General features: G+C 68.2%; 21 protein-coding genes and 1 pseudogene. 16 read left to right on the top strand and 6 right to left on the bottom strand.

Translation table 11 applies throughout. From position 1 onward, the window contains the following. Nucleotides 1-8 precede the first annotated feature (8 nt). Nucleotides 9-1,229: an efflux RND transporter periplasmic adaptor subunit gene (locus ABSY19_RS22865; RefSeq protein WP_382156230.1), complete on the bottom strand. Its 1,221-nt coding sequence runs from the start codon at nt 1,227-1,229 to the stop codon at nt 9-11. A gap of 90 nt (nt 1,230-1,319) precedes the next feature. Next, a complete protein-coding gene (locus ABSY19_RS22860; RefSeq protein WP_382156228.1) occupies nt 1,320-2,153 on the bottom strand; it encodes an alpha/beta hydrolase in 834 nt (277 codons plus the stop codon). A gap of 108 nt (nt 2,154-2,261) precedes the next feature. On the opposite strand from ABSY19_RS22860, the gene ABSY19_RS22855 reads away from it, so the two are divergent. Then, a complete protein-coding gene (locus tag ABSY19_RS22855; RefSeq protein ID WP_382156226.1) occupies nt 2,262-3,173 on the top strand; it encodes a LysR family transcriptional regulator in 912 nt (303 codons plus the stop codon). Between the two features lie 3 nt (nt 3,174-3,176). On the opposite strand, the gene ABSY19_RS22850 is transcribed toward ABSY19_RS22855, so the two are convergent. After that, entirely contained in the window at nt 3,177-4,919 is a 1,743-nt protein-coding gene (locus tag ABSY19_RS22850) for a long-chain fatty acid--CoA ligase (protein ID WP_382156224.1), read from the bottom strand. A gap of 307 nt (nt 4,920-5,226) precedes the next feature. On the opposite strand from ABSY19_RS22850, the gene ABSY19_RS22845 reads away from it, so the two are divergent. From ABSY19_RS22845 to ABSY19_RS22780, 14 genes and pseudogenes are all read left to right on the top strand, one after another. Beyond that, nucleotides 5,227-5,772, top strand: coding sequence for a hypothetical protein (locus ABSY19_RS22845; protein WP_382156222.1), 546 nt, complete (start codon nt 5,227-5,229; stop codon nt 5,770-5,772). A gap of 37 nt (nt 5,773-5,809) precedes the next feature. Next, nucleotides 5,810-7,447 (top strand): hypothetical protein, encoded by a 1,638-nt coding sequence (locus ABSY19_RS22840; protein WP_382156220.1) that lies wholly within the window; start codon nt 5,810-5,812, stop codon nt 7,445-7,447. A 287-nt stretch (nt 7,448-7,734) separates the two neighbouring features. Further along, the gene (locus ABSY19_RS22835; protein WP_382156218.1) at nt 7,735-8,769 is read left to right on the top strand and encodes an amino acid ABC transporter substrate-binding protein; all 1,035 of its coding nucleotides are present in this window, start codon (nt 7,735-7,737) and stop codon (nt 8,767-8,769) included. A gap of 1 nt (nt 8,770) precedes the next feature. Then, the gene (locus ABSY19_RS22830; protein ID WP_382156216.1) at nt 8,771-9,943 is read left to right on the top strand and encodes an amino acid ABC transporter permease; all 1,173 of its coding nucleotides are present in this window, start codon (nt 8,771-8,773) and stop codon (nt 9,941-9,943) included. A 2-nt stretch (nt 9,944-9,945) separates the two neighbouring features. Then, the gene (locus ABSY19_RS22825; RefSeq protein ID WP_382156214.1) at nt 9,946-11,049 is read left to right on the top strand and encodes an amino acid ABC transporter permease; all 1,104 of its coding nucleotides are present in this window, start codon (nt 9,946-9,948) and stop codon (nt 11,047-11,049) included. A 12-nt stretch (nt 11,050-11,061) separates the two neighbouring features. Next, nucleotides 11,062-11,805 (top strand): amino acid ABC transporter ATP-binding protein, encoded by a 744-nt coding sequence (locus ABSY19_RS22820; protein WP_382156212.1) that lies wholly within the window; start codon nt 11,062-11,064, stop codon nt 11,803-11,805. Nucleotides 11,806-11,846: 41 nt separating this feature from the next. Next, nucleotides 11,847-12,920: a glycerophosphodiester phosphodiesterase gene (locus ABSY19_RS22815; RefSeq protein ID WP_382156210.1), complete on the top strand. Its 1,074-nt coding sequence runs from the start codon at nt 11,847-11,849 to the stop codon at nt 12,918-12,920. Nucleotides 12,921-12,961: 41 nt separating this feature from the next. Then, on the top strand, nt 12,962-13,351 hold the full coding sequence (locus tag ABSY19_RS22810; protein ID WP_382156208.1) for a hypothetical protein: 390 nt from the start codon (nt 12,962-12,964) through the stop codon (nt 13,349-13,351). Between the two features lie 80 nt (nt 13,352-13,431). Further along, the gene (locus ABSY19_RS22805; protein ID WP_382156206.1) at nt 13,432-14,808 is read left to right on the top strand and encodes a hypothetical protein; all 1,377 of its coding nucleotides are present in this window, start codon (nt 13,432-13,434) and stop codon (nt 14,806-14,808) included. A 1-nt stretch (nt 14,809) separates the two neighbouring features. Next, on the top strand, nt 14,810-16,219 hold the full coding sequence (locus tag ABSY19_RS22800; RefSeq protein ID WP_382156204.1) for a multicopper oxidase family protein: 1,410 nt from the start codon (nt 14,810-14,812) through the stop codon (nt 16,217-16,219). Nucleotides 16,220-16,242: 23 nt separating this feature from the next. After that, a complete protein-coding gene (locus tag ABSY19_RS22795; protein ID WP_382156202.1) occupies nt 16,243-16,761 on the top strand; it encodes a plastocyanin/azurin family copper-binding protein in 519 nt (172 codons plus the stop codon). Nucleotides 16,762-16,784: 23 nt separating this feature from the next. After that, nucleotides 16,785-17,237 (top strand): annotated as a pseudogene (locus ABSY19_RS22790) (DUF411 domain-containing protein); the annotation flags it as partial. Beyond that, nucleotides 17,223-17,519, top strand: coding sequence for a copper-binding protein (locus tag ABSY19_RS22785; protein WP_382163915.1), 297 nt, complete (start codon nt 17,223-17,225; stop codon nt 17,517-17,519). The pseudogene ABSY19_RS22790 and the gene ABSY19_RS22785, both read left to right, overlap by 15 nt. A gap of 112 nt (nt 17,520-17,631) precedes the next feature. Further along, nucleotides 17,632-19,218 carry a methyl-accepting chemotaxis protein gene (locus tag ABSY19_RS22780; RefSeq protein ID WP_382156200.1) on the top strand — a complete coding sequence of 529 codons (1,587 nt, stop codon included), beginning with the start codon at nt 17,632-17,634 and terminating at the stop codon, nt 19,216-19,218. Between the two features lie 7 nt (nt 19,219-19,225). Here the strand turns inward: ABSY19_RS22780 and ABSY19_RS22775 are convergent, their stop codons facing one another. Next, the gene (locus tag ABSY19_RS22775) at nt 19,226-20,191 is read right to left on the bottom strand and encodes a Bug family tripartite tricarboxylate transporter substrate binding protein (protein ID WP_382156198.1); all 966 of its coding nucleotides are present in this window, start codon (nt 20,189-20,191) and stop codon (nt 19,226-19,228) included. Nucleotides 20,192-20,361: 170 nt separating this feature from the next. Here ABSY19_RS22775 and ABSY19_RS22770 point away from each other — a divergent pair, with 170 nt between their 5' ends. Beyond that, on the top strand, nt 20,362-21,690 hold the full coding sequence (locus ABSY19_RS22770) for a TAXI family TRAP transporter solute-binding subunit (protein ID WP_382156196.1): 1,329 nt from the start codon (nt 20,362-20,364) through the stop codon (nt 21,688-21,690). A gap of 10 nt (nt 21,691-21,700) precedes the next feature. Here the strand turns inward: ABSY19_RS22770 and ABSY19_RS22765 are convergent, their stop codons facing one another. Both ABSY19_RS22765 and ABSY19_RS22760 read right to left on the bottom strand, forming a co-directional pair. Next, nucleotides 21,701-23,815 carry a DUF1631 family protein gene (locus ABSY19_RS22765; protein WP_382156194.1) on the bottom strand — a complete coding sequence of 705 codons (2,115 nt, stop codon included), beginning with the start codon at nt 23,813-23,815 and terminating at the stop codon, nt 21,701-21,703. 109 nt (nt 23,816-23,924) lie between these two features. Continuing rightward, nucleotides 23,925-24,479: a DUF1415 domain-containing protein gene (locus ABSY19_RS22760; RefSeq protein ID WP_382156192.1), complete on the bottom strand. Its 555-nt coding sequence runs from the start codon at nt 24,477-24,479 to the stop codon at nt 23,925-23,927. Nucleotides 24,480-24,518: the final 39 nt, after the last annotated feature.

Genomic DNA, 24,518 nt, shown 5'->3' with positions numbered 1-24,518 from the left:
GGGTGGGCTCAGGACCTGGCCACCGCCACCGCGCGATCGGGCGTGCCGGCGCGGGCATTGTTCATGGGCACGGCTTGCGGCTGCACCACGTCGCCCGGGCGCACGCGCTGCAGGCCGTTGACGACGATGCGCTCACCGGGTTTGAGGCCGCTGAGCACGGTGCGCAGGCCGTCGACCGGCGCGCCCAGCGTGACCTCGCGGTACTCGGTCTTGTCGCCCTCGCCCACCACCAGCACGTATTTCTTGTCCTGGTCGGTGCCGACGGCGCGCTCGCTCACCAGCAGGGTGCGCGCGGTCTGCGGCTGGCCCATGCGGATGCGCGCGAACTGCCCGGGCATCAGGCGCCCGTCCCTGTTGTCGAACACGGCGCGCACGCGCACCGTGCCGCTGCGCGGGTCGACCTGGTTGTCGATCAGCTGCAGCTGGCCGGCGTAAGGCGTGTCGCTGGTGGCCGAGGTGCCCATCTGCACGGGAATGCGCTCGACCGCCGGGCGCGCGCCGCCGGCCAGGCCCTGCAGCGCGCCGGAGACGGTTCTTTCATCGGCATCGAAGCTGGCGTAGATCGGGCTGACCGAGACCAGGGTGGTGAGCACCGGCGCGCCGGGGCCGGCGGCGACCAGGTTGCCCACGGTCACCTCCAGCTTGCCGATGCGCCCGGCCACCGGCGCGCGCACCTGGGTGTAGCCCAGGCTCAGGCGCGCGGCCTGCAGCTGCGCCTGCGCGGCCTTGAGGTTGGCCTCGGCTTCGCGCAGCACGTTCTCGCGATCGTCCAGCTCGCGCTGGGCGATCGCCTTGTCGTCCCATAGGCGGCGCGAGCGGGCGTGCTCGTTGCTGGCGTGGGTCACGCGGGCCTGCGCGGCGATGACCTGGGCCTCGGCGCGCGCGAACTCGGCTTCGTAGGGCGCGGGGTCGATGGACACCAGCAGGTCGCCCTTGGCCACCAGCGCGCCTTCGCGGAAATGCGTGGCCTGCACCACACCGGCCACGCGGGAGCGGATGTCCACCCGCTCGACCGCCTCGAGGCGGCCGGAGAACTCCTGCCAGGCGGCCACGTCGCTCTCGGCCACGGTGGCCACGGAGACCGGCATGGGCGGCGGTGCGCCCACCGGTGCGTTGGCCCGGGCCGGGCTCGCTTCCTGGACGAGCACGACGCCCGCGACGATGAGGGCGGCCAGAGCGGCGGCGGTGGGCCACCAGACGCGGCGCTTGAATTGGGACAGGTCGGACATGTTTTTTCCTTTTTGAGGGCGAACGGGGCCGCCCCCGGTGGATCACCGGGGTGGGCATTTCAGGTGGATGGGAAAGGGGGTGCGGGTCCGTCAGGACGGCGGGGGCGTCGCGGCCTGGAGGAAGGCGCGGACGTGACCGCGCACCTCGATGGCGCACGGACATTCCCCGGCGGGCTGTTCGCTCAGCGACTCGGGCCAGCCGGTGGTGGGGGGCAGCAGGCCGCTGTGCACCGCGATGCCCGCCTCGCGCAGGCGATCGGCGTAGGCCAGGGCCTCGTCGCGCATCGGGTCATCGCCGCCGGTGAGGATCAGTGCGGGCGGCAGGCCGGCCAGCCGTTGCGCGCGGCAGGGCACGGCATAGGGGTGTTCCGCGTCCATCGGGCCGCGCAGGTACTGCTGCCAGCCATCCATCCACTTGCAGCCGGTGGATTCGCCCATGGTCTGGCGCAGCGAGGGCGTGGCACCGCACGGGTCCAGCATGGGCGCGACGAGGATCTGGCCGGCCAGCGGCGGGTGCGCGCGGTCGCGCACCATCATGGCCACGGCCGCCGCGATGTTGCCGCCGGCCTCCTCACCCGCGACGAACAGCGGCGCGCCAGTGCCCGCCAGGCGTGTGCGCTGCTTGAACAGCCATTCCAGCGTGGTGTAGCCGGCCTCCACCGCATCGGGAAACCGGTGCGCCGGCGCCAGCGGATAGGCCAATGACGCCACCACCGCGCCCGAGCTCGCCAGCAGCTCGGCCAGGCAGGCGCCGCTGTCCAGATCGCCCGAGATGAAGGCGCCACCATGGAAGTGCAGCACCAGCGGCACCACGCCGCCGCGCGGCTTCGCGCCCCAGACGCGCAGCGCCAGCGGGGGCTTGCCAGGCACCGACAAGGTGCGTGCGGGCGGCACGGCGGCAGAGGATGAGGCAGTTGAAACCATGGCCTGAACTATAGACACACCCTTTCTGCGGATAAAGCCACCTGCCGCCAGTTGTCTGTTTCCATTGCATGAACAATCCCGCCACAAAGCACATCAAGGACAGAGGGCATGGATCAGATCCAATCGATCAGGGTATTTGCGCGGGTGGTGGAGGCCGGCACCTTCACCAAGGCGGCCGAGTCGCTGGACCTGCCCAAGGGCACGGTGACGAAGATGGTGCAGCACCTGGAGTCGCGGCTGAAGGTCAAGCTGCTCAACCGCACCACCCGGCGCGTGACCGTCACGCCCGATGGCGCGGCGTACTACGAGCGCACGGCCCGCGTGCTCAACGACCTGGACGACATCGAGGCCAGCATGACCAACGCCCAGGCCAGCCCCAGCGGGCGCCTGCGCGTGGACGTGGGGACCTCGGTGGCGCAGCACATCATCATTCCCGCGCTCGCCGACTTCTACCGCCGCTACCCCGACATCCAGCTCGACCTGGGTGTCTCCGACCGCGCGGTGGACCTCATCGCCGACAACGTGGACTGCGTGATCCGCGGCGGCGAACTGCTGGACCAGTCGCTCGTGGCCCGGCGCGTGGCCAACATGGCGCTGATGACCGTGGCCTCGCCGGCCTACCTCCAGGCGCACGGCACGCCCACGCACCCGGACCAGCTGGGCAGCGAGCACACGATGCTGAACTACTTCTCTCCGCGCAACGGCCGCCCCTTCATCAACGAGTTCGAGAAGGACGGCCAGACGGTGGAGATCACGGGCCCGACCCGGCTGTCCGTCAACGAGAGCAACGCCATGACCGCGGCGGTGCTCGCGGGCCTGGGCGTGGCGCAGATGGGAGCCTTCACCGCCGTGCCGCTGATCGAGCGCGGCGAGCTGGTGCGGGTGCTCGCCGACTGGTCGACCCACACCATTCCGCTCTACGTGGTGTACCCGCCGAACCGCCACCTCAGCGCCAAGGTGCGGGCCTTCGTGGAATGGGTCGCCGAGCTGTTCTCGAAACACCCGGAGCTGTCGGGCTGAACCTCAGGCGGTGCTGGGCGGTGCCTTCGCGGCCTCCTGCTCCTGCAGCAGGCGCCACATCACCTTGCCGCTGCCGCTCTTGGGCAGCGCGGTGACGAACTCCACCGTGCGCGGGCACTTGTAGGCCGCCATGTTCTCGCGGCACCAGTCCAGGATGACCTGCTCGCTGGTCTGTCCGCGCGCGGCTTCGCGCAACACCACCACCGCCTTGACGCTCTCGCCCCGGTAGGCGTCCTGGGTCGCGATCACGCAGGCCTCGGCGATCGCCGGGTGCCGGAACATCAGCGCCTCGACCTCGGCCGGCCAGACCTTGAAGCCGCTGGCGTTGATCATGCGTTTGAGCCGGTCGGTGATGAAGTAGTAACCGTCCTCGTCCACCCGGCCGAGGTCGCCCGAGCGGAAGAAGCGCTTGCCTTCGAAGGTGATGAAGGCGGCCTCGGTGGCCTCGGGGCGTTTCCAGTAACCGTCGAACACCTCGGGGCCGTGGATGATGATCTCGCCCGCCTCACCCTGCGGCATTTCCTGCAGCGTGATCGGGTCGACCACGCGCGCGTCGGTGCCCAGGAAAGGAATGCCCAGGCATTGCTGCTTGGGGTGGTCGGGCGGGTTGTTGTGCGAGGGCGCGGCGGTCTCGGTCAGGCCATAACCTTCCGAGTAGCGCAAGCCGAACTGGTCGAGCAGGCGCTGCGCCACGGCCTGCGGCATGGCCGCGCCGCCGCCGCCCACCAGCACCAGGCTGGAGAGGTCGTACTGGTCGAAGTTCGGGCTGGCCAGCAGGTCGATCACCATGGTGGGGATGTTGGTCCAGTGGGTGCAGCGCCAGCGCGAGATGAGCCGCCCGGCGAGCTCGCGGTCCCAGCGCGGCATCACCACCATGGTCGCGCCGTTGTACACGCCCGCGTGCATGCCGGCCACCATGCCGGTGATGTGGAACATGGGCACCACCAGCAGGCCCACGTTCTCCGACGTGCTGTTGGTCCACAGGCCCACGCCCACCGCGTTGTGCATGAGGGTGCGGTGCGGGTGCATGCAGCCCTTGGGCAGGCCGGTGGTGCCACTGGTGTAAGGCAGCACGGCGAGGTCGTCCGGGCCCCGGTTGTGCGCGGGCGCGCTGCCGCCGCAGGCCAGCGCCTCGGCCCAGTCGCTCACCGTGCCGCCGGGCAGCGAGGGTGTGGGGTGGCGCGTGCCCAGCCAGTCGGCCCAGGCCGGTGGGATCTCGGCGGCCGGGCCGATGGCGTCGCTGTAGTGCGAGACCACGAGGTGGCGCAGGCGGTCGCCCTCGCGCACCTCGCTGTTGGCCTTGAGCAGTTCACCGGCCAGGTCGGCCGCGGCGATGGCCACGCGCGCGTCGGGATCGATCAGGTAGTGCTTGAGCTCCTCGGCCCGGTTCATGGGGTTGACCGGCACCACCACCGCGTTGGCGCGCAGGATGGCGAAATGCGCCACCACCCACTGCGGGCAGTTCTGCATGAACAGGATCACGCGGTCGCCGTCCTGCACACCCTGCTGCCGCAGGTGCGCCGCCAGGCGCTCCACCTGAGCGTGCAGCTCGCGGTAGCTGAGCACGTGATCGAAGAACACCAGCGCGGGCTTGTCCGGGTAACGCTGCGCGCTCACGTCCAGGTTGCACCAGAGCGAGGTGGCGGGCGTGGTGATGCGGTGCGGCAGGCGCGTGGGCCAGAAGCGGTGGTGCGCATGCGGATCGGGCGTGGACGCGGCGCGCCCGCCTTCGGTGGTGCTGCTCATCACATGTCTCCGTTATGGGTGTTGTGGGACAAGCATACGGGGCGCCTCCGCCCGCCGAAACCCGCGTTTGTCGCGCGAGAGACCGCGATGGCAGCTCAAAGCAAAGTTGGGAGATGGCTCAAGAAATCAGGGCAATGACGACCCCTACGATCCAAGTTCATGTCTTTCATGCATCCAACAGGCACGCAGCTGCAGCAATGCTCCCTGGAGTATGTGTAGTTCTATTGGACTACATTTACTTCGACTGGAGTCGAACGCGGCATGTGTCGACCACTCAGCAGTTGCAATATTCAAGGAGGGCATTGAAATGAAACAGGGTCGCAAGTTGGCCAAGGGGCTGGGGGTGAGCGCGTTGATTGGGACGCTCGCGCTGGCTGGTTGCGGGGGAGACAAGCGTGCGGAGGGTGGCGACGCAGCGCGCACGCCCCAACAAGTGATCGAGCAACTGGAAGCGAGCGGTGAGTTGCCCAAGCTTGAGCGCCTGCCCAGCGTTGAAGGCATGGATGCGAATGGCAACGGTGTGCGGGATGACATCGAGACCCACATTCATCGCAAGTACACAGATCCGGCACAACGCAAGGCGGCGATGCAGACGGCACGGGCCTATCAGCAGATGCTGCTGGTGGACAAGAACGATGCGGTCGCGTTGGAGGCGGTGTCGGAGAAGATGTCTCGGGCTGTCGTTTGCTCAATCACTGCTTTTCCTTTGACCGGGAAAGGTGGTGATGCCATGTTCGATGAATTGAGGTCTATTACCACGAATACCAAGACCCGATTGCAGGCTTACTTGGCATACAACAAGGCGCGTAGCGGGACGGTATCTAGCATGCCAGAGGGGGCAGTTTGTGAATAAGAGAGCTGCTTCTCGAAAACGGTGGACTTGCGGCTACATGATGGTGCTCTTGCTAGTACTCCTTCCGATTTCGTCTGTTGCGCAAACCAGCACCTGTGATGCAAACGGTGTTGTGTTTGGCTTCTTCAACGGGGTGCAAACGAAACAGGATCAAGCGCTGATTGCTTTGGGTCGTCACATCAAGGGGAGGAATCTTTACGGTTCTAGCACTCCCAACGGCGAACCCATCACGTACGACCTGTTCTACAACGACACCGAAGGCTTCGCCGATTTCGTGGAGACGTTCGACCAGCGTCTGCACGAACATGGTGGCCTGCTGGCCGGCCGCTTCGAACTGTTCTTCTCTGCCACGCGTGGTGAGGGGGCTTGGTGGCGAGCGATCACGTCGGCCATTCCGAGTCTGGTCGGTTTTCTCGATTCCTTGTTTGATCTGTCTCGGGCGGCACTGATGACCGAGCTGACCGCCAACCTCGGAAACCCGAACATGGCCGAGGTCGCCAGTCGCCACCGGGCACGGATCGATCATTGGGCGAGCCTTGAGAAGAAGATGCTTTTCTTTGCGCACTCGCAAGGCAATCTGTTTGTCAACATGGCCTATGCACATGCCCTCAGCAAGACCGATGCGAAGTCGGTCAGGGTGGTGCATGTGGCACCGGCATCGCCGATCTTGTCTGGCCCCCACACACTGGCCGACAAGGACTTGGTCATCAATGGTTTGAGGATCGTGGGCGCCGTGGTTCCCAACACCACGGACATACCTCCGTATTTCAATCGCCCGGCCGGCCTCAATGGCCTGCGTGATCTGATCGGACATGGGCTGCTTGAGATCTACCTCAATCCTGCAGTGCCCACGGCTGGCCGAATCCGAGAACATGTGTTGACCGCATTGCGGGAGTTGGAATCGCCGCCGCGCCAACCCATGCCGCCGTTTCCGGATTTCGTGGCCCATCCGTGGACGGGTGGGTCGGCGCCTGTGGTGGTGCGGACGCCAGACGATGCATCGCATGTATTGGAGAAAGTCGTTGACCAAAGCAGTGCTGCGACGGTGTTCGTCAGCGCAGGTGGTGGATATTGGTCGCTCGCGCCACCCGAAGAGTCAAAGAGCGGGTGGAGCCGAAAGCTCTTCCAAGGGAAGGGAATGGGTGGCTCTCGACAGTGTTTGTGGGGCGAACAGCACGTGGAAGGATGGGCGAGCGCTCAGCCGACTTTTGAATGTGTCTTCGAAAGAGTGCCTCTCGGATATGGGTCTTATGGCCCGGCGTTGCCTGAGGAACTGGCTGCGTATAAAGACGCCCCGAGGGGTACGGTCGTGCGTTTGAATACGATGACTTATCTGAGCCTGCGTCTGGGGGTGGTGGGCGTCAGCGCAACCGATGCATCGGTCGGCTTCATGTCGGGAGCCATCCTGCGCGGGTTCACGGGCATGCAGGGTGAGCGCGTGTGGAATGAGTCCTACACGATCAAACCTGGCGTGCTGCAGAACCAGGAGGCCTATGAATCGTGGCTGGCAGCCCAGCGCGCCCATGCGACCGAAGAATTTCGTCGCTATGAGCGCTATCTGGAGGAACGAGCGGAGTATGAGGAAAGGAGGCGGCTTTGCCCGCCACCACCGCCTCCACCACCACCGGATCCGGAAGCGTGTGTGCCGACGCAGCAGGTAGTCTGCCCGTCATGACGGTGGAGTGGTGCTGCTCACCACATGCCTCCGTTATGGGTGTTGTGGGACAAGCATACGGGGCGCCTCCGCCCGCCGAAACCCGCGTTTGTCGCGCGAGAGACCGTGATGGCACGGAATCTGCAGCGTGATGCCCTCATGTGCAATTTGCATGATCCGCCCACGTAAACCCCGATCCCTACCCCAAAAAGGCGGGTCTACATTTCGGTGGCCACCGCAACATGCACCCAACAGGTGCGTTTCGCGGGACGGCCATTGCCCTTTCACTTACCACTGGAGAGACCCCGATGAAACAGCATTCCCTGAAACTGGCGGCCCTGGGCCTGGGCGCGGCCGCCACCCTGATCGGCCTGCCGGCCCACGCCGGCAAGGACCTCGACGCGGTCAAGAAGCGCGGCGAGCTGATCTGCGGGGTGAACACCGGTCTGGCGGGCTTCTCGGCCGCCGACAGCCAGGGCAAGTGGAGCGGCATGGACGTGGACGTGTGCCGCGCCGTGGCCGCCGCCATCCTCTCCAACGCCGACAAGGTGCGCTACGTGCCGCTGAACGCGCAGCAGCGCTTCACCGCCCTGCAGTCGGGCGAGGTCGACATGCTGGCGCGCAACACCACCTGGACGCTGACGCGCGACGCCTCGCTGGGCCTGACGTTCACCGGCGTGAACTTCTACGACGGCCAGGCCTTCATGGTGCCCAAGAAGCTCAACGTGAAGAGCGCCAAGGCACTCAAGGGCGCCACGGTGTGCGTGCAGTCCGGCACCACCACCGAGCTGAACCTGACCGACTTCTCGCGCGCCAACAACCTCGCGCTCAAGCCCGTGGTGTTCGAGAAGGTCGAGGCCGCCACCGCCGCCTACGTGGCCGGCCGCTGCCAGGCCTACACCACCGACGCCTCGGGCCTGGCCTCGATCCGCGCCAAGGAAACGCCCAAGCCCGACGAGCACGTGATCCTGCCCGAGCTGATTTCCAAGGAGCCGCTGGGCCCGGCCGTGCGGCGCGGCGACGATGAGTTCTTCAGCATCGTGAAGTGGGTCGGCTACGCGCTGATCGAAGCCGAGGAATACGGCGTCACCCAGGCCAACGCCGACTCCATGAAGAGCAGCACCAACCCCAACATCATGCGGCTGGTGGGCGCGGGCACCGAAGACACCGGCAAGCTGCTGGGCCTGGACAAGGAATGGGCGCTGCGCGCCATCAAGGCCGGCGGCAACTACGGCGAGCAGTTCGAGCGCCACGTCGGCCCCAAGACGGCCATCGGCCTGCCGCGCGGCACCAACAACCTGTGGACCCAAGGCGGCCTGATGTACGCCCCGCCGGTGCGCTGAGTTGAGCGCCGCGCCGCCGCCGAAGAAACGCACGTGGTCGCTCAACAGCCGGGCCACGCGCGGCCTCATCTTCCAGGCCATCGCCCTGCTCCTGATCGCCGCGGGCGTGTGGTTTCTTGCGCACAACACGCAGGAAAACATGCGCGTGCGCGGCATCCAGAGCGGCTTTGACTTCCTGGGCGCCGCCGCCGGTTTCGACATCGGCGAGACGCTGGTTCCCTACAGCCCGAGCGAGAGCTACGGCAAGGCGATCTGGGTGGGCGTGCTCAACACGCTCAAGGTCGCGGCCATCGGCATCGTGCTCACCACGCTGCTGGGCGTGCTGCTCGGCGTAGGCCGCTTCTCGCGCAACGCGCTGGTGCGTGGCCTGTGCTACGGCTACGTGGAGGTGTTCCGCAACGTGCCCATCCTGCTGCAGCTGCTGATGTGGTACCTGGTGTTCATCGAGCTGCTGCCGCCCTCCAACGAAGCCTGGAACCTGGGCCACCTGTTCTACCTGAGCAAGGGCGGTTTCTCGTTCCCGTTTCCCTCGGCCGGCGTGGGCCAGGTGCTGGCGGGCGTGGGCGTGGGCCTGGTGGCGGCCTGGCTGTGGCGGCAGGGCGTGCAGAAGCGCTTCGAGCGCACCGGCCAGAACGCCGACCGCGTGTGGGCGCCGATCGCGCTCATCGCGGTCTTCGCGCTGGTGGGTTGGCTGGTGGCCGGCATGCCGCGCGAGTGGAACATCCCCGAGCAGCTGGCCTTCATGGTCGACGGCGGCGTGAGCGCGACCCCCGAGTTCATGGCCATCCTGATCGGGCTGGTGATCTACACCTCGGCCTTCGTGGCCGAGGTGGTGCGCGGCGGCATCCAGTCGGTCAGCCGCGGGCAGGACGAAGCGGCGGCCGCGCTCGGCCTGAACCCGAAGCAGAAGATGAACCTGGTGATCCTGCCGCAGGCCATGCGCGTGATCATCCCGCCGCTGACCAACCAGTACCTCAACCTCACCAAGAACTCCTCGCTCGCGGTGGCGGTGGGCTACCCGGACGTGGTCTCGATCGCCAACACCACCATCAACCAGAGCGGGCGCGCGGTGGAGTGCATCGCCATCATCATGCTGGTCTACCTCACCACCTCGCTGTCCACCTCGGCCTTCATGAACTGGTACAACCAGCGCGTGGCCATCCAGGAGCGCTGAGCATGGCCGACACCTATGTGCCCATCGCGCCCCGCCCATCGCCGGTCAGGACCACCGGCTTCGTGCCCTGGGCGCGGCGCAACCTGTTCGCCGACTGGCGCAGCACGCTCACCACGCTGTTCGTCGGCGCGCTCATCGTCTACCTGCTGCCCGGACTGATCCACTGGGCGTTCCTGCGCGCCGTCTACGTCAACGACGCGGACGCCTGCCAGGCCGCGCGCGGCATCGGCGCATGCTGGGGCGTGGTGACCGAGAAGTACCGCATCATCCTGTTCGGCCGCTACCCCTACGACGAGCAATGGCGCCCGCTGATCGCCACCGCCGTCATGCTCGGCGGCCTGTTGCTCAGCTGCATGCGCGCTTTCTGGAAGCCCTGGCTGCCGCTGCTCTGGCTCGGCGTGCTGGTGCTGTTCTTCACGCTCATGCGCGGCGGCGTGCCGGGCCTGAGCCCGGTGCGCACCGACCTCTGGGGCGGCCTGCCGCTCACGGTGATGCTGGCCACGCTCTCGCTCTTCATGGCCTTCCCGCTCTCCATCGTGGTGGCCCTGGGCCGGCGCAGCCAGCTGCCGGCGATCCGCTCGGCCTGCATCGTCTACATCGAACTCATCCGCGGCGTGCCGCTGATCTCGGTGCTGTTCATGGCCTCGTTCATGTTCCCGCTGTTCATGCCGCAGGGCGTGACGCTGGACGTGCTGGTGCGCGTGATCGTGGGCATCACCCTGTTCGCGGCGGCCTACATGGCCGAGATCATCCGCGGCGGCCTGCAGGCCATCCCCAAGGGCCAGCTGGAAGCGGCCGACACGCTGGGCCTGTCGTACTGGCAGACGCAGCGCAAGATCGTGCTGCCGCAGGCCCTGGCCATGGTGGTGCCGAGCATGATGAACAACTTCATCTCGGTGTTCAAGGACACCTCGCTGGTCACCATCGTCTCGCTCTACGAGCTTACCGGCGCGCTGGCGCTCGCGCTGAACTCCGACGTGAACTGGCGGCCCTTCAAGATCGAGGCCTACCTGTTCATCACCCTGGTGTATTTCACGTTCTGTTTCTCGATGTCGCGCTACAGCCTGTGGGTCGAAAAACAGCTCAGCGCCAGCAAGGCCCGTTGAAAGAAAACACACATGTCCGATTCCATCATCCGATTCGACAAGGTCAACAAGTGGTACGGCAACGACTTCCACGTGCTGCGCGACATCGACCTGGACGTGGCCCGGGGCGAACGCATCGTGATCTGCGGGCCCTCGGGCTCGGGCAAGTCCACGCTGATCCGCTGCATCAACCGGCTCGAGGAACACCAGCAGGGGCAGCTCACGGTGGACGGCATCGAGTTGACCGATGACATCAAGGCGATCGACCGCGTGCGCAAGAACGTGGGCATGGTGTTCCAGCAGTTCAACCTGTTCCCGCACCTGAGCGTGCTGGAGAACCTCACGCTCTCGCCCATGTGGGTCGGCAAGCTGCCGAAGAAGGAGGCGGAGGAAAAGGCGATGCAGCAGCTGCAGCGCGTGCGCATCGCCGAGCAGGCCCACAAGTTCCCGCTGCAGCTCTCGGGTGGCCAGCAGCAGCGCGTGGCCATCGCGCGCGCGCTGTGCCTCACGCCCAAGATCATGCTGTTCGACGAGCCCACCTCCGCGCTCGACCCGGAGATGATCAAGGAAGTGCTCGACGTGATGATCGAGCTGGCCAACCAGGGCATCACCATGATCTGCGTGACGCACGAGATGGGCTTCGCCAAGGCAGTGGCCGACCGCGTGATCTTCATGGACCAGGGCCAGATCGTCGAGCAGAACACGCCGACCGAATTCTTCAACCACCCGCAGAACGAACGCAGCCGCGATTTCCTGTCCAAAATCCTCGGTCATTGAGCTGTCTTGCATCGGACATGGGAGGCTGTCAGACTGCCCCCATGAACGAACCCACCCCGCAGGGCGTGCAACGCCTGACCTGGATCCGCTGGAGCTGCACCACCGCCCTGGGCCTGTCGCTGTGGTGCGCGAGCGCCGCGCTCGCGTTCGACGTGCAGGGCCATCGCGGCGCGCGCGGCCTCGCTCCCGAAAACACCCTGGCGGCCTTCGAGCGCGCACTGGCCGTGGGCGTGAGCACGCTCGAACTCGACGTGGTGCTCAGCGCCGAGGGCGTGCCGGTGATCTCGCACGACATCGCCCCCAACCCCGACCTCACGCGCGATGCCGACGGCCGTTGGCTGCAGGCGCGCGGCCAGCCCTTCCACCGCCTCACGCTGGCCGAGATCGGCGCCTGGGACGTGGGCCGCATCAACCCGGCCAGCCGCTACGCGCGCGATTTCGCCGAGCAGCAGGCGCAGGACGGCCAGCGCATCCCGACCCTGGCCGCACTGTTCGAGCGCGTGCGCCAGCTGGGCGCCCACCAGGTGCGCTTCAACATCGAACTCAAGATCAACCCCAGCCGCCCGGACGAATCCCCCCACCCCGACACCTTCGTGCGCGCGGTGCTGGCGGTCATCAAGGCCCATGGCATGACCCAGCGCGTGAGCCTGCAGAGCTTCGACTGGCGCATCCAGAAGGTGGCCAGCCAGCTCGCGCCCGGCATGCCGCTGTCCTACCTGTCGTCGCGCAACACGCTCAAGAGCAGCGAGTGGACGGCCGGCCTGCGGCTGGCCGACTTCGAGGACGCACCCGGCATGGTGGCCGCCGCAGGCGGCAAGCTTTGGTCGCCCAACTTCAACGACATCGACCAGCACCTGCTGCAGCGCGCCCGCTCGCTGGAGCTGCGCGTGATCCCGTGGACGGTGAACGACACCCAGGACATGGCGCGCCTGATCGACTGGGGGGTGGACGGCATCATCACCGACTACCCCGACCGCCTGCGCGCGGTGATGCAGGCGCGCGGCATGACCCTGCCGCCGCAGGTGGCGGTGCGCGCGGCCAAGGCCCCCGCGCCGGTGGAAGAGATCCTCCCCTCGCCGCCCCCGCGCTTCGGCGTCGCGCCGCAGTTGCCCTGACCTCGGGAACCAAATCGGCCCGCGCCGTATCATTCCAGTCCATGCGCCACCTGTTGCTCGCCCTCATGATCGCCCTGCTGCCGATTCGCGGCTGGATGGGCGACGCGATGGCGCTGTCGATGCTGGTCGCGCCGGCGCAGGCCACCATGCATCACCAGGCCACGGCCGGCACCGACCACGCCATGCCTGCCGGGCACGCCCAGGGCCATGACCATGGCGCCGCCGGCATGACCGAGCACGGTGCCGACATGCAGGCCGACGGTGGCGGCGAACACACGCACAAGAGCTGCGAGGTCTGCAACGGCCCGGCGATGGCGCTTTCGGTGCCCGCCGTGCCCACCCTGTCCCCACGGCACGGCCTGCTCGCGCCACCGGCCGAGCGCTTCGTCAGCTCCGAGCCGCACCAAGGCATCAAGCCACCCATTTCCTGAGCGCACATACCCGAGGTGCGTCCGCCGCCGCCCGATGAGGGCGTGCGATGGGCGCTGGTTTGTGTTTTCAGGAGATTTCCATGACCCTTTTCTGGCGAACGTCGCCACCTGGGCCCACCCGCGCGCGGGCCGGCCTCTTCATCGGCTGTGCCCTGGCCCTCGCGTCGGCCCATGCGCAGTCTTCCGACGCCCTCGGCGCGGCCGACCCGGCCCGCCCCGTCACCGCACCGCCCCTGGTGCTGCCGCCCACCGGCAACGCCGAGCTGCCCGCGCTGCCGACCGACATCGCGGCGGCGCGCGCGATCTGGCAACGCGCCAACCAGCGCGTGGCCGAGTTTCCGCGCGGCCACGCCGACCTGCTGCGCTGGGAATCGGCCCAGCCCGGTGAAGTCCGCGCCGAGCCCCGGCGCGGGCCGACCCTGGACCTCACGCAGGCGCTGCGGCTCTCGCTGCGGCACCGGCCCGAGCTCTTCATCCACGCCGACATGAACCCCCTGGCTCAACGCCAGGTGGCCGTGGCCTATGCGGCGCACGTGCGGGACGTGCAGCGCGCCTGGATCGACGCCGTGACCGCGCGCCAGAGCGAGCGCCTGCTCGCCGAGGTGCTGGACGCCACGCGCACCGGCAGCGAGCTGGGCCGGCGCATGGTGGTGGCGGGCAACTGGAGCCAGGCCCGGCAGATGCGCGAGCAACTGATCGAGGCCAGCGCCTGGCAGGCCAGCGTGAACGCGCGCAGCACCACCCTGGCCGCGCAGGAGCGGCTGGCCCGCCTGCTGGGCCTGTGGGACGCACAGGCCGTGGCGCAGCTCGGCGAGCAGCTGCCCACCAGCCTGCCGGAGTTGCCCGCGAAAGCCTCGCCCGGCGAGGGCGTGAGCGAGGCCGCGCTGGAAGCCGCCGTGCTGCGCGGCCACCCCACGCTGGCACAGACCCGGCTGCTGGCCGGGCGCGACATCGCCCCACCGTCACCCGCGCGCCGACAGGCCTGGAACGAGGCGGTGGATGCCGCGCTCGACACCGTCACCGGCGCGGACTCGGCACCACCCCGCATCGACAACCTGAGCCTGCTGCGCGACCACACGCTGGAGCGCGCCGTGAGCGCCGAAGCGGCCTTGCTGCGCCAGGCCGCCGAGCGCCGCTCCATGGCGCGCCAGGCCTGGACGGCGCTGCAGGTGCGCCATGCGAGCGCCCAGCACGCGCAGACCGTGGTGGCGCAACTGCAGACCGCCCTGGAGCAGGACACCCAGCTGCGCTACAACGGCATGCTGCAAAGCACCTGGGAGCTGCTGGCCAGTGCCCGCGAGCGCATGGGCGCGCTCGATGCCGCGCTGCAGGCGCGCCGTGGCTACTGGCTCGCGCAGGCCGACTGGCAGGCCCTGCTCGCCGGCGCCGACTACGCCGGCCCCGACACCCCCTCCTCTTCATCCGGCACTGGCACGGCCGCCGCCGCAGGACACTGACATGACCCCCTCCCTCAACCGACGACATTTTTTTGCCGGCGCGGCCGCCACGGCGGTCGCCGCCACCAGCGTGAGCCGCGTGGCGCTCGCCGCCCTGCCCGAAGCCGTGCAGCAGACCTCGGCCGACACCGCCGCGCCGTGGACGCCGCCGGGCGTGACCGGTGCGGGCCGGCCCTACAACCCGGTGGTCACGCTCAACGGCTGGACCTTGCCCTGGCGCCTGAACAACGGCGTGAAGGAGTTCCACCTGGTGGCCGAACCCGTGGTGCGCGAGGTGGCACCCGGCTTCATGGTCAACATGTGGGGCTACAACGGCCAGAGCCCGGGGCCGACCATCGAGGTGGTGGAAGGCGACCGCGTGCGCCTCTACGTCACCAACCGCCTGCCGGAACACACCACCATCCACTGGCACGGCCAGCGCCTGCCCAATGGCATGGACGGCGTGGGCGGCCTGAACCAGCCCGCCATCCCGGCAGGCAAGACCTTCGTCTACGAGTTCACCGCGCGCCGACCCGGCACCTTCATGTACCACCCGCACGCCGACGAGATGGTGCAGATGGCCATGGGCATGATGGGCTTCTGGGTCACGCACCCCAGGCAGAAGCACCCGCTGATCGAGGACGTGCAGCGCGACTATTGCTTCCTGCTCAACGCCTTCGACGTCGAGCCCGGCAGCATGACGCCGCAGGTGAACACCATGCTGGAGCAGAACATCTGGGCCTGGAACAGCCGCGTGTTCCCCGCCATCACGCCGCTGGTGGCGCGCCTGGGCGAGCGGGTGCGCGTGCGCGTGGGCAACCTCACCATGACCAACCACCCGATCCACATCCACGGCATCGAATTCGAGGTGAGCGGCACCGACGGCGGCCCCACGCCCAAGGGATCGCGCTGGCCCGAGGTGACGACCGACGTGGCCGTGGGCCAGATGCGGCAGATCGAGTTCGTGGCGGACGAGCCGGGCGACTGGGCCATGCACTGCCACAAGAGCCACCACACCATGGGGGCCATGGGCCACAGCGTGCCGACCATGATCGGCGCCGACCACCGGGGCCTGGTCAAACCCTTGCAGCGCGCCTCGCCCGACTACATGGTGATGGGCGAGCGCGGCATGGCCGACATGGGCGAGATGCAGATGGAGCTGCCCGCCAACACCTTCCCCATGATGACCGGCACCGGCCCCTACGGCCCGATCGAGATGGGCGGCATGTTCACCACCTTCAAGGTGCGCGCCGACCAGAAGGCCGGCGACTACAGCGACCCGGGCCCCTACGCCATGCCGCCGGGCACCCAGGCCCGGCTGGTCGAGACCGGCGCGGCACCCGCGGCCGCGCGCCCGACCCCTGCAGCATCCTCACCCGCCAGCGCCACCGTGCGCAAACCCGCCGCCGACGCGGGCCACCACCAACACTGACTCCATTTTTGAAAGGACACACCATGAACACGACGAACACCACCACCCGCCGCCAGTTCCAGCTCGGCCTGCTCGCCCTGCCCTGGGCCCTGTCCCTGCCCGCCGCGCACGCGCACGGCGACCAGCACGGCAAGGCCGCCAGCGCGGTGGTCAAGGAGCAGAAGCCCTGGGGCATCGCGGGCGAACCCGGCGCCGCCACGCGCACGATCGACATCCGCATGACCGACGACATGAAGCTCAGCCCCAACCACCTGGAGGTGCGCGAGGGCGAGACGCTGCGCCTGCGCGCCATCAACAAGGGCAAGGTGATGCACGAGATCGTGCTCGGCACGGGCGCGGACCTGCGGGCCCACGCCGAGATGATGAAGAAACACCCCGGCATGGAGCACGACGAGCCCTACATGGCGCACGTGCCCGCTGGAAAAACCGGCGACATCGTCTGGACCTTCAACCGCCCCGGCGATTTCGAGTTCGCCTGCCTGATCGCCGGCCATTTCGAAGCCGGCATGCGTGGCACCATCCGCGTCAAGCCCAAGGCCTGACGCCCCCCCTTCAGGAGCACCCCATGCAACGACGACACCTGCTCAGCGCCGCGATCAGCCTCTCCCTGGCGGCCAGCGGCGCCTTCGCCCAGACGCCCGCCACCCCTGCGCTGCAGGTCTGGAAAGACCCCAACTGCGGCTGCTGCAAAGACTGGGTCGAGCTCATGCGCGCCGACGGCTTCCAGGTCCAGGTCTTCGACACCGGCAACACCGCCGTGCGCCAGCGCCTGGGCCTGCCCGCCAAGTACGGCTCGTGCCACACCGCCCTGGTCGGTGGCTACGTGGTCGAAGGCCATGTGGCGGCCAGCGAGATCCGCCGCCTGCTCGCCGAGAAACCCGACGCGATCGGCCTGGCCGTGCCCGGCATGCCGGTGGGCAGCCCGGGCATGGACGGCCCGGTGTACGGCGATCGGCGCGACGCCTACGACGTGCTGCTGGTGCAGCGCGACGGCAGCTCGCGCGTGTTCCAGCGCCACGCGGGCGCGGCCACCGGCGGCTTCAAACCGACCTCGGGCGATGCGGCGGCCGGCGCGCTGCCGGCCAGCGAGGCCGAGGTGCGCAAGGTCGACACCGCCGCCGGCAAGATCACGCTCAAGCACGGCGAGATCAGGAACCTGGACATGCCACCCATGACCATGGTCTTCCAGGCGCGCGACCCGGCCCTGCTGGGCAAGGTGAAGGTCGGCGACAAGGTGCGCTTCACGGCGGACAAGGTCAACGGCGCCTACACCGTGATGAGCCTCGAACCGGCACCCTGAGCCGGCGGGGGAGGCTGGTCCGCGGTTTGATCTGCGTCAAACCGCGGCCAGTCTGGGCCGGCTGCTGCGTTTTTTCCCTTCGGTTTCGGCCGCAATGGCCGATGACCATCCCATGCGCAACAACCTGCCCGTCACCCACAACGAATATGTGATCCCCGAAGGGGTCACGCTGGTGTCCACCACCGACCTGCAAAGCCGCATCACCTACTGCAACCCGGCCTTCGTGGCCGTGAGCGGGTTCGATCGCGAAGAACTCCTGGGGCAGCCGCACAACATCGTGCGCCACCCCGACATGCCCACCGAGGCCTTCCGGGACATGTGGGCCACCCTGGCCAGCGGTTCGCCCTGGTCGGCGCTGGTGAAGAACCGGCGCAAGAACGGCGACCACTACTGGGTGGAAGCCAACGCTACCCCGGTGCTGGAAAACGGCCGGACCGTGGGCTACATGTCGGTGCGCACCGCGCCCAGCCGCGACAAGGTGCAGCTGGCCGAAGCCCTCTATGCCCGCATGCGGGCCGAAGGCCAGGATGGGCGCCCCACCCTCTCGCTGCGGCAAGGGCAGGTGGTGCAGGGCGGCTGGCTTGGCCGGCTGCAGGACATCACCCGGCTCACGCTGGGCAAGCGCATCGCGCTGTGCTCGGTGGGCATGGCGGCGGCGGGCCTGGTCATGGGCGAACTCGCGGCCCCCTTCGGCGCCATGGCGCACCTCGGTGCCGGCGTGGCCTTGCTCGCCGTGGCTTCGGTGGCCGCGCTCCTGCTGCGCCAGCAGATGCTCACGCCCCTGCAACGGGCAGTGGCCTTTGCCAACCAGATGGCCGCGGGGGATCTCTCCGCGCGCATCCAGGGCCACGCCAATGGCGAATTCGGCGAACTCACGAAGGCCCTGAACCAGCTCAATGTGAACCTGCAGGCCGTCGTGGCCGACGTGCGCCACGAGGTCGAGGGCGTGCAGGTGGCCTCCAGCCAGATCGCCGCCGGCAACCAGGACCTGTCCTCGCGCACCGAGTCGCAGGCCAGCAGCCTGGAGCAGACCGCCGCCTCGGTGGAAGAACTCAGCAGCACGGTGCAGCAGAGCGCGAACGCCTCGCGCGAGGCCTCGGTGCTGTCGCAGCGCTCGGCCAGCGTGGCGCGCGAAGGCAACGACGCCATGGCGCGCGTGATCCACACCATGGACGACATCAGCCGCTCGTCCAAGCGCATCGGCGAAATCATCGGTGTGATCGACGGCATCGCCTTCCAGACCAACATCCTGGCCCTGAACGCGGCGGTGGAAGCGGCGCGCGCGGGTGAACAGGGCCGGGGTTTCGCGGTGGTGGCCGGCGAGGTGCGCAGCCTGGCCCAGCGCACCATGACGGCCTCCAGGGAAATCAAGGCGCTGATCGACGAGTCGACGGGCCAGGTGGCCGCCGGCAGCGAGCTGGTGCACAGCACCGGCAAGACCATGACCGAAGTGGTGCAGTCGGTCGAACAGGTCAACGGCCTGATCGCCGACATCACCCACGCCACGCAGGAACAGGCCCTGGGCCTGGGCCAGATCAACCAGGCCGTGGGCCAGCTCGACGCGGTGACCCAGCAGAACTCGGCCATGGTCGAGCAACTCGCCGCCGCCGCGGGCTCCCTGCAGGCCCAGGCCCAGGTGATGAACGACGCGGTGCGCGTCTTCCGCCTGCAGCAGCGCGCGGGCGCCGTGCGGGCCTGAGCGGCCTTCAGTTCGCGCTCAGGTCGAGCTTCGCCGCCACGGCCTCGAAGGCCTTGAGTTCGCCGGCGAGCTTGGCGGCGAACTGCGCCGGCGTCACCGGCTGGGCCGCGACGTTGCCCTGCTTGGCCAGGGCGTCGCGGAACTCGGGCGTCTGGATGATCGCGTTGATGTCGGCGTTGATCTTCGCCACGATCGCGGCCGGCGTGCCGGCCGGCGCGAGCACCCCGTGCCAGGTGCCGATGGTGAAGTCGGCGATGCCGGCCTCGGCGAAGGTGGGCACGTCCTTGAGGTGAGGGAAGCGCTGGCTGGACGTGACCGCGAGCGGGCGCAGCTTGCCCGCCGTGACGAAGGCCGTGATCGAGCCAGGCGACGGGAACGACATGTCGACCACGCCACCCACCAGGTCGGTCATGCCCGGTGCCGCGCCCTTGTAGGGCACGTGCAGCATGTCGGTGCCGGTGCGCAACTTGAAGATCTCGCCGGCCAGGTGCGGAATGCCCCCGACGCCCTGCGAGGCGTAGCTGAAGGACTTCTGCTTCGCGCGCAGGGCGGCGACCAGCTGGCCCACGTTCTGGTAGGGCGAAGCGGCGTTCACCACCAGCACGTTGGGCACATCGACGGTGAGCGCGATGGGTGCGAACGACTTTTCGACGTCGTAGCGCAGGCCCTTGACCGCGAACTTGTTGAGCGTGTGGCTGGTGGCAGTGACCAGCAGGGTGTAGCCATCGGGCTTGGCATGGGCCACCGCCGCCGCGGCGATGGTGCCATTGGCACCGGCGCGGTTCTCCACGATCACCGACTGCCCCCACTGCGCGGCCAGCGCCTGGCCCACCAGGCGGGCCGACTGGTCGATCGCGCCACCGGCGGCGTAGCCCACCACCAGGGTCACGTTGCGGTTCGGGAAATCCTGCTGCGCGTGCGCGGCACCGCAGGCGAGAATCGCGGCGAATGCGCCGCAGGCGAGGGTCTTCATGGTGTCTCCGTTGGAATCTGCTGCGCCACAGGCAGCGATGGAGCCCATCGTAGGAAGCGCGTTCCAGGGCGTCAAAGCGAGATTGGGCGGATTCCGCCAGGAGAAAAGCGGACACCGGCCGAACATCCTGTCACAGCAGGCGCAGAGGGTCGGCATGCTAATGTCGCGCCATGCCCAAGACCCTGCGATACACCCTGCTCTCCCTGCGCGAGATGCTGCTGTCTGCCGGCCCGTTCGCCATCCTCACGGTCGCCCTGCTCTGTTTCACCTACTGGTGGCTCAAGCCCAACCCGCCGGACCGCGTGGTGCTGGCCACCGGGCCCGCGCAAAGCGCCTACGAAGCCTTCGGCAAACGCTACGCCGAGGCGCTCGCGCGCAACGGCATCACGGTCGAGCTGCTGCCGTCCGAAGGTTCGTCCGCCAACCTGGAGCTGCTGCGCACCGGCCAGGCCGACCTGGGTTTCGTGCAGGGCGGCACGGCCGACATCGGCTACGACGACGAAGATTCCATCACCTCCCTGGGCAGCCTGTTCGTGGAACCGCTCTGGCTGTTCTACCGGGAGGACGCCGCCAAGCGCCTGCGCAAGTCGCCCACCGTGAGCAAGCTCTCCGAACTCAAGGGCTGGCGCGTGAACGTGGGCACGCCGGGCAGCGGCGTGCCGCGCCTGTTCTCCACGCTGCTGGACGTGAACCGCCTCAACGCCTCCGAGATGACGCTCAGCCAGCTGGAGCAGACCCCCGCCACGGTGGCCTTTCTCAACGGCGAGCTCGATGCCGTGGTGTTCGCCTCGGCGCCCGAATCGCTGATGGTGCAGATGCTGCTGCAGACGCCTGGCGTGCGCCTGCTGGACTTCGCGCAGAGCGAGGCCTACTCGCGCCGCTTCGGCTACCTCACCCCCGTGGTGATGCCGCAGGGCATGGTGGACCTGGCCAACAACATCCCGCCGCGCAACGTGCGCCTGGTGGCGTCCACCACCAGCCTGCTCGCGCAGGCGAACACGCACCCGGCCATCCTGCAGCTGTTCGCGCAGACCGCCATCAGCCTGCACAGCGGTGCGAGCTGGTTCAGCCGGGCGCGCGAGTACCCCAGCCTGGAACACAGCGAGGTGCCCATCGCGCCCGAGGCGCAGCGCGCCATCAAGGGCGGCACGCAGCCCTTCCTGCAGCGCTACCTGCCGTTCTGGCTGGCCAACCTGATCGAGCGCATGTGGCTGGCCATGGGCCTGATCATCGCGCTGGCGCTGCCGCTCTCGCGCATCGTGCCGCCGCTCTACACCTTCCGCATCCGCAAGCGTGTGTTCCGCTGGTACGCCGAGCTGCGCGACGTGGAGCAGCGCAGCGAAAACAGCGACGAGAGCGCGCAGGAGCTGCTGGAGCAGCTGAACGCGATGGAGGCCAAGGTGGAAAAGGTGGTGGTGCCGCTGTCGTACACCGACGAGCTCTACGCGCTGCGCAACAACATCCACCTGGTGCGCAAGAAGCTCCTGCGCAAGGCTTGAGGGCCGTTCCTCAGGGGCCTTTTTTGTCCTGCGCCATGGCGCTGTTGAGCCAGGCCTGACGCGCCACTTCATCGAGGGCCTCGTCCACCACGCCATGGTCGGCCACCACGCGCAGGCGATCCTGTTCCAGCAGGCGTTCGAGCCCGCGCTTGGTCATGGACAGCGAGCGGCCGTTCGCGCCGGTGAACAGGAACAGCGTGCCGTGCGGGCTGGCCCAGGTGATCTGCCAGCGCATGGCCTGACCGTCCTGGAGCACATCGACCCAGGTGCCCACCGGCAGGTCCGAGGTGCGCTGCACCGCCATCTCGGCCTTGACTTCGGCCCAGTCGCGCTGCCGCTGCATGGGTCGGGTTTCGAGAAACGCCGGCTGGGTGGAGGTCAGCTGCGAGTCGAGCAGCACGTCGTCCATCAGGCAGGAATCGCGCGCCTCGGTGCGCTGCATCCAGGGCTCGTCGTCCATCTCCGGCTGGATGCTGGGCTGTTCTTCCTCGGGCGGCGGCTCCTGGCTGCTGCGCTGGGTCTTGTAGGCCGCCTCGTGCAGGCCCATGAGCGCCTGGAAAAACGCCTCGGTCTGCTCGCGCGGGTAGTCGATGGAGTCCAGGCCTTCGCGCAGCGTGCGCAGCACGCCGGGGATGACCTTGACCAGGCGCGGCCGGTTCAGGCTGGCCAGCGCCAGCTGGCTGGACCACAGCAGGTCGGGCAGGATGTCGCTATAGCGCCGCGCGGGCGAGTCGACCGGCGACACGGGTGAAGACTCGGACATCTCCAGCCGCGCCTGCGCCACCACCTGCGACCAGGGGCCGGTGAGGAAGCGCCGCACCACACCCGGCGCTTTGTCGAAGTCGTTGCGCGCGCGGATCTCGGCCGCCACGCGTTCGGCCAGCAGGTTGCGCTGCTCCACGCGCACCAGCGTCTGCACCGCCAGGCCACGCGCCTGCACCTGCGCGGGCGCCACGGACTCCGCTTGCGAGCGGTGCAGGTCCGCGAGCAGGCTGGGGAAGCGCTCGGCGAGGTCCTCGCCCGGCTTGAGCAGGGTGCGCACGATGCCGCGCACCTGGTTGGAGAACGGGTTGTAGCCCGGGTCCATCTCGCTGGTGAAGGCCAGGCTGCGCTCGGTGATGGCATCGAGCAGGCGGCGCGCGGGGTTCTGCTTGTCGGCGAAGAAGCGCGGCTCGCTGCGCGCCAGCTGCAGCAGCGCGGGCTTCATGTCCTGCACCAGGTTGCGCACCGGCGCGAGCAGGCGCTCGTCGGCCGCGATGCGCTTGAGCATGAGGGTGACGACCTCGCTGGCCAGCGTGCGGCCCATGACGTTGTCCGACACCGCCGTCTTGCTGTTGGACTTCTCGTTGAGGTCGAGGTTGCCGACCAGCAACTGGTGGAGATGGTCGAGCGTGAGCAGGTTGTCGTTGACCAGCACTTCCTGCACCGAGACCGCTTCGTCCCGCGGGCTGGCCGCCGCGACCAACCGGCGAGGCGCCGCGGTCTGCGTCACCACGTAACCGGCCGGCTTCACGCCCGCGCGATCGAGTTGCTTGCTCAAATAGGCGTACAGGTGGCGCAGCTCATCACCGAGCGAGATGGCGCCGACCTGCAGCCAGCGCGTGCGCACCGCGGCTTCCACATGCAGGCCCTTGAGCGCCGTCATCAGCGCGGCCACGATCACCTCGACCCGCAGAGGATTGGCCTCGGGGTTCACCACCGTGAGACCCTGGGCGCCACTCATGCGCGAGGTCAGCGTGACCAGCTCTTCGTCCACCGCCATCTTGACGACCTGCTGCACGCGGGCGAGCTCCACGGTTTCCTGCACCTGGTCGTCGCCCATGAGTTCGAGCTCGTCGAAACTCACGGTGGGCGAGCGGCGCGAACCGGTGCCGGTGTGCGGCAGGGCGTTCTCCATCGACTCGGCGAACGCGGCGAGAAAACGGGTGGCGATCAGGTCACGGTGCGACTCCAGCGTGGTGCGGGCCTGCAGCATGCCCTGCTTCTCGCTGAGCTGGCCGGCCGAGAGCTCGCGGTCCTTGAGGGTGCTGTGCAGCTTGCCCAGCCAGCGCGGCACCCACTCGCGGGTCTGCGCCAGGGCTTCGCGGAGGCAGGCGTCAAAGGCCTGGGTATTGCTGGCGTCCATGCAGCCGGTGTCCTTCGTGAGCGGGGAAGAAAACGGAAAGGGTTCTGCACATTATCGGCAGGAGGGTGCCGTCACCATAGCGCAAAAGTAGGCCGGAAAGGCCTGGCGTTCACCGCTCAGCCATCCATGCGCGCCAGCCATCGGCGCCCAGCTCGCGCAGGGTCTGCAGGTTGCGCTCGACGATGGCGTCGGCGTCACCACCGGCGGTCTCGATCGCGCGCTCGACGCTGTCCTCGCGCAGCAGGTGCAGCGTGGGAAACGGCGCGCGGTTGGTGGCGTTGGTCACGTCGTCCGGCGCCGTGCCCTCGAATTGAAACAAAGGGTGAAACGGCGCCACCTGGATCACACCCTCGAGATCGTGCTCGGCCACCACGTCGTCCACCACGTTGAGGAAGTCGTTGAAGACCTCGAAGTCGGGGAACAGCGTGGCATGCACCAGCAGGGTGGTGTCGATCTCTTCGGCCGGCGTGTTCACCAGCAGGTCGAGCTCGCGGTCGAGGTCGTCCAGGAAGGCGTCCAGGTGCCGCGCCGTGCTCACCACGATGCGCACCTGGTTCTTCACGTACACCGCGCGCGCGAACGGACACAGGTTCAGGCCGATGACGGCCTTCTCGATCCAGTGGCGCGTGGCGGCAAGAACGTCTTCGGCGGTCAAAGTGGACATGTCGGGAAGAAGAGGTGGTGCTGGTCCAGAATGCCGCGG

The sequence above is a fragment of the Hydrogenophaga sp. ANAO-22 genome (assembly GCF_042466645.1).
GTDB lineage: Bacteria > Pseudomonadota > Gammaproteobacteria > Burkholderiales > Burkholderiaceae_C > Hydrogenophaga.
The sequence above is the reverse complement of the archived record's forward strand: the minus strand, read 5'-3'. Positions and strand labels throughout refer to the sequence as shown.

What these genes read in the sequence shown, in the direction of transcription:
- ABSY19_RS22865 (WP_382156230.1), bottom strand. Translation starts at nt 1,229, where the DNA reads ATGTCCGACCTGTCCCAATTCAAGCGCCGCGTCTGGTGGCCCACCGCC.
- ABSY19_RS22860 (WP_382156228.1), bottom strand. Translation starts at nt 2,153, where the DNA reads ATGGTTTCAACTGCCTCATCCTCTGCCGCCGTGCCGCCCGCACGCACC.
- ABSY19_RS22855 (WP_382156226.1), top strand. Translation starts at nt 2,262, where the DNA reads ATGGATCAGATCCAATCGATCAGGGTATTTGCGCGGGTGGTGGAGGCC.
- ABSY19_RS22850 (WP_382156224.1), bottom strand. Translation starts at nt 4,919, where the DNA reads ATGAGCAGCACCACCGAAGGCGGGCGCGCCGCGTCCACGCCCGATCCG.
- ABSY19_RS22845 (WP_382156222.1), top strand. Translation starts at nt 5,227, where the DNA reads ATGAAACAGGGTCGCAAGTTGGCCAAGGGGCTGGGGGTGAGCGCGTTG.
- ABSY19_RS22840 (WP_382156220.1), top strand. Translation starts at nt 5,810, where the DNA reads ATGATGGTGCTCTTGCTAGTACTCCTTCCGATTTCGTCTGTTGCGCAA.
- ABSY19_RS22835 (WP_382156218.1), top strand. Translation starts at nt 7,735, where the DNA reads ATGAAACAGCATTCCCTGAAACTGGCGGCCCTGGGCCTGGGCGCGGCC.
- ABSY19_RS22825 (WP_382156214.1), top strand. Translation starts at nt 9,946, where the DNA reads ATGGCCGACACCTATGTGCCCATCGCGCCCCGCCCATCGCCGGTCAGG.
- ABSY19_RS22820 (WP_382156212.1), top strand. Translation starts at nt 11,062, where the DNA reads ATGTCCGATTCCATCATCCGATTCGACAAGGTCAACAAGTGGTACGGC.
- ABSY19_RS22815 (WP_382156210.1), top strand. Translation starts at nt 11,847, where the DNA reads ATGAACGAACCCACCCCGCAGGGCGTGCAACGCCTGACCTGGATCCGC.
- ABSY19_RS22810 (WP_382156208.1), top strand. Translation starts at nt 12,962, where the DNA reads ATGCGCCACCTGTTGCTCGCCCTCATGATCGCCCTGCTGCCGATTCGC.
- ABSY19_RS22805 (WP_382156206.1), top strand. Translation starts at nt 13,432, where the DNA reads ATGACCCTTTTCTGGCGAACGTCGCCACCTGGGCCCACCCGCGCGCGG.
- ABSY19_RS22800 (WP_382156204.1), top strand. Translation starts at nt 14,810, where the DNA reads ATGACCCCCTCCCTCAACCGACGACATTTTTTTGCCGGCGCGGCCGCC.
- ABSY19_RS22795 (WP_382156202.1), top strand. Translation starts at nt 16,243, where the DNA reads ATGAACACGACGAACACCACCACCCGCCGCCAGTTCCAGCTCGGCCTG.
- ABSY19_RS22780 (WP_382156200.1), top strand. Translation starts at nt 17,632, where the DNA reads ATGCGCAACAACCTGCCCGTCACCCACAACGAATATGTGATCCCCGAA.
- ABSY19_RS22775 (WP_382156198.1), bottom strand. Translation starts at nt 20,191, where the DNA reads ATGAAGACCCTCGCCTGCGGCGCATTCGCCGCGATTCTCGCCTGCGGT.
- ABSY19_RS22770 (WP_382156196.1), top strand. Translation starts at nt 20,362, where the DNA reads ATGCCCAAGACCCTGCGATACACCCTGCTCTCCCTGCGCGAGATGCTG.
- ABSY19_RS22765 (WP_382156194.1), bottom strand. Translation starts at nt 23,815, where the DNA reads ATGGACGCCAGCAATACCCAGGCCTTTGACGCCTGCCTCCGCGAAGCC.
- ABSY19_RS22760 (WP_382156192.1), bottom strand. Translation starts at nt 24,479, where the DNA reads ATGTCCACTTTGACCGCCGAAGACGTTCTTGCCGCCACGCGCCACTGG.